This is a genomic window from Nocardiopsis sp. TNDT3 (genome assembly GCF_003427465.1).
In the GTDB taxonomy this organism is placed as follows: Bacteria; Actinomycetota; Actinomycetes; order Streptosporangiales; family Streptosporangiaceae; genus Nocardiopsis; species Nocardiopsis dassonvillei.
Map to the genome: position 1 here is coordinate 1 of NZ_QPFC01000736.1, position 3,024 is coordinate 3,024.

The 3,024-nt window shown below is 73.3% G+C and carries 4 protein-coding genes; 1 reads left to right on the forward strand and 3 read right to left on the reverse strand.

The genetic code is table 11. The features are described from left to right. The 3 genes from DQW06_RS18170 to DQW06_RS18180 all read right to left on the reverse strand — a co-directional run. On the reverse strand, positions 1–609 hold a 609-nt coding region (locus tag DQW06_RS18170; protein ID WP_157983480.1), incomplete at its 3' end, for a TetR/AcrR family transcriptional regulator. A 148-nt stretch (positions 610–757) separates the two neighbouring features. Beyond that, the gene (locus DQW06_RS18175) at positions 758–1,237 is read right to left on the reverse strand and encodes a hypothetical protein (protein ID WP_013153368.1); all 480 of its coding nucleotides are present in this window, start codon (positions 1,235–1,237) and stop codon (positions 758–760) included. Positions 1,238–1,496: 259 nt separating this feature from the next. Further along, positions 1,497–2,309, reverse strand: coding sequence for an alpha/beta fold hydrolase (locus DQW06_RS18180; protein WP_117198968.1), 813 nt, complete (start codon positions 2,307–2,309; stop codon positions 1,497–1,499). A 309-nt stretch (positions 2,310–2,618) separates the two neighbouring features. Here DQW06_RS18180 and rpsR point away from each other — a divergent pair, with 309 nt between their 5' ends. Continuing rightward, complete coding sequence (rpsR, locus tag DQW06_RS18185) at positions 2,619–2,876, forward strand: 30S ribosomal protein S18 (protein ID WP_013153370.1); 258 nt, start codon at positions 2,619–2,621, stop codon at positions 2,874–2,876. Positions 2,877–3,024: the final 148 nt, after the last annotated feature.

The following is a 3,024-nucleotide window of genomic DNA, read 5'->3' on the forward strand; positions in this document are numbered from 1 at the left end:
CCCGCCGCCCTCTCCCCCGCCGGGCAGCAGCCGTTCCAGGACCTGGAGCGAGCGGTAGACGTCCACCTCCCGCGGGTCGAGCAGCCACTGCAACTGCAACCCGTCGGACGCGGCGATCACCAGGGCCGCCGCGTCGTCCGGGTCGATGTCGGCCGCGATCTCACCGGAGCGCTGACCGGCGCGTACGCGCTCGGCGAGGTCGGCGCGCAGTGCCCGGAACCGGGCCCGGACGAACTCCCGCGTCGCGGGGTGCCGCTGCTCCTGCAACGCGTCCGTCGTCAGCGTCGCGTACAGCTCGACCAGGCCGGGTATGGAGCGGTTGCGCTCCGCGCTGCGCTCCATCACCGCGACCGCGGAGACGGTGCCCGGATCCGAGGGCTCGCACCCCGTCGCCTCGTGTTCGCGGTAGACCTCCACCAGGAGCTCGTCGCGGGAGGCGAAGTAGTAGCGCAGCGCCGCGTGGGACACCCCGATGGCCTCGCCGATCGCCCGCAGCGAAGCGCCCACTCCGTGCTCGGCGAACACCTCGATCGCGCGCGACAGGATCTGTGACCGCCGCTTCTCGGCCTTCCGGTACGTCCGGCCGGAAGCACCCGCACCACCGTTCACCACGCCCTCCTTCGACCCGGACCGCACGGTCGGCCGCCGCTGACGCGCGGCGGGACCGGTGCGGCTCTCTCCCTCGTGGACGCCTACCAGTGTGTCGGCATCGGCGCCGCGGCTCGTCCGTGCCCGGGGCCGGCCGGGGTCTTCCCGTTCACCGGAGGGCGGAAGCCAGGCCCAGGATCAGCAACAGGGGCGCGATCAGCGCCACGACGCGGACGACGGCTCCCGCGGCGGAGGAGAAGGTGACCGCCAGGCAGGCCCGGTGGACGAGGTAGCCGAACAGGGCGGCGGCCAGGGAGATGGCGATGATCTCGGGGTCGGGGCCCTCGGTGACGATCAGGGACGCGGGGAGGCAGGCGTAGAGCAGGGCCGCGACCGCGGAGGGGGCGGCCTTCGTGGCACGGAGCGTCGGGGCCCTGCGGTCGGACGCGCGCCTGCGCTCCAGGAGGAAGGCGATCAGGCCGGGGAGCGTGGTGACCGTGAGAAGGACGGCGTAGGCCATCGTGAGCACGGTGAGGACGGACCCGGGGGTGACGCCGTCCGCGAGCGAGAAGGGCATCAGGAGGATCAGGAAGGCGTGGATCCCGCCGCCGGAGGCGATCCTGGAGACCGCTTCGGCAGCGGTCTCCACGCGTGGGAGTCCCGGATCCGGGGACCTCGGCGCGCTACGAATGGTGTACGACAGCGGACGCGCGTTCTCGGGGGGTTTCGACCGCGGAGCCATACCGACATCCCACCACGCCGGAATCCGCCCTCGCCTCCACCCCCTGCGGTGGGACTCGGGACCGCTGGGAGGGTTCCCCCGGCCGCTCGGAGCCGCGCACGGGAGGAGACCCGACACCCCTGACCCCGCCGACGCCCCGCGCAGGAGGAGGCGGATACGACCCCGGTCAGAGGCCCTCGACGCGGGCGAGGAAGCGCAGCAGCCCCGCGTTGAAGGCGCCCGGCCGCTCCATGTTCACGGCGTGCCCGGCCTCGCGCACCACGGCCGCACCGACGCGCGGGTTGGGCTTGGCGGCGGCCGCGGCGTGCTCGGCGGGCCACAGCTCGCTCTCGGCCCCGGCCACGAAAAGGGCGGACACGTCCAGCCCGGCGACCGCGTCGCGCCAGTCGCGCCGGGCGTGGTCGCCCAGCAGCTCCAGTTCCGCCGGGGTGAGCCCACGGTCTGTGCCGCGCATCGCGCGCAGCGTCCTGACCAGGCGCACGCCGCGCCGCCACAGGGGCGTGCCGTGCCCGGTGGCGGGGATGCCGTCGGCGAAGTAGGTGTCGGCGTTGCTCTCGTCGTAGCCGTAGAAGCCGTACGGCCAGTCCGCGGTGTTGAGCATCTTCGGCGTCTGGTCCACCGACACCGCGCCCGCCAGGCGGCCGGTGCCGTGCCCGGAGGTGTACGCCCAGACGGTGTTGGCGCCCATGGAGCCGCCGACGAGCACGACGCCCTCCAGGTCCAGCCGCTCCAGGAGGGCGTGGACGCAGTCGCCGCGCCGGTCCATGGTCATGCCCGGGGGCAGGGGCCCCGCGGCGCCGTGGCCGGGCAGGTCCACGGCGAACACCCGGTACCCGGCGTCCGTGAGCGCGGGGACCTGGTGGCGCCAGGAGGTCGCGGGGGCCTTGAACCCGGCCAGGAGCACGACCGGGCGCCCCCGGGAGTCACCGCGTTCGGTGTACTCGACGCCAAGCCCGTCGTCCGTGGTGATCAGTGTCATCGCCCCTCCCGAAATCCGGGGCCATCCTCGCACACGCCCTCGGGTCAGGGGCTCCGAGGCCTGGGAGGTCGCGCGCTCCCCCTCCCGAGCGTGTAGGATTTTAGAAACGATAATCGTTTTCAGTCGCCACGGGCGACGGCGGGGAGGAGGACGCGTGCCCGCGACCCCGTCCCCGCTCCGCCCGGCGGAGCGGAGGGGACGCGCACGGCCCGTGCGCCCCGGGGCGGCGCCGAGCCGCGGCCGACCCCTCGGGACACAGCACGGGAATGCGAACACCGGCCTCTTCGCGGAGTTCTCAGAAAGGTGGACATGCCCTCTTCAGCACACCGTCCGGGCAAACGCAAGCCCACGCGGAGTTTCGCCAATCCGCTGGGAGATATGGACTACATCGACTACAAGGACACCGCTCTCCTGCGCAAGTTCATCTCCGAGAAGGGGAAGATCCGCAGCCGCAGGGTCACGCGGGTGACCGCGCGCCAGCAGCGGCTGATCGCGGCGGCGGTCAAGAACGCGCGCGAGATGGCCCTGCTGCCCTACCCGTCCAACACTCCGACGCACAGGTCCTGAGGGCCCACCGGACCCGTCCGCGGGGTCCCCGGCCCTGGACCGGGACCCCGCGGCCGGGCCGTCGCGGTCAGGAGTAGTCGGGAGCGTGCTCGTCCCAGTGGCCCTCGTGCTCGCGGTGCAGGTGACCGTCGTGGACGTAGTCCACGTG

Coding starts and splice junctions, on each gene's coding strand:
- DQW06_RS18180 (WP_117198968.1), bottom strand. CDS start 2,309: ATGACACTGATCACCACGGACGACGGGCTTGGCGTCGAGTACACCGAA.
- rpsR (WP_013153370.1), top strand. CDS start 2,619: ATGCCCTCTTCAGCACACCGTCCGGGCAAACGCAAGCCCACGCGGAGT.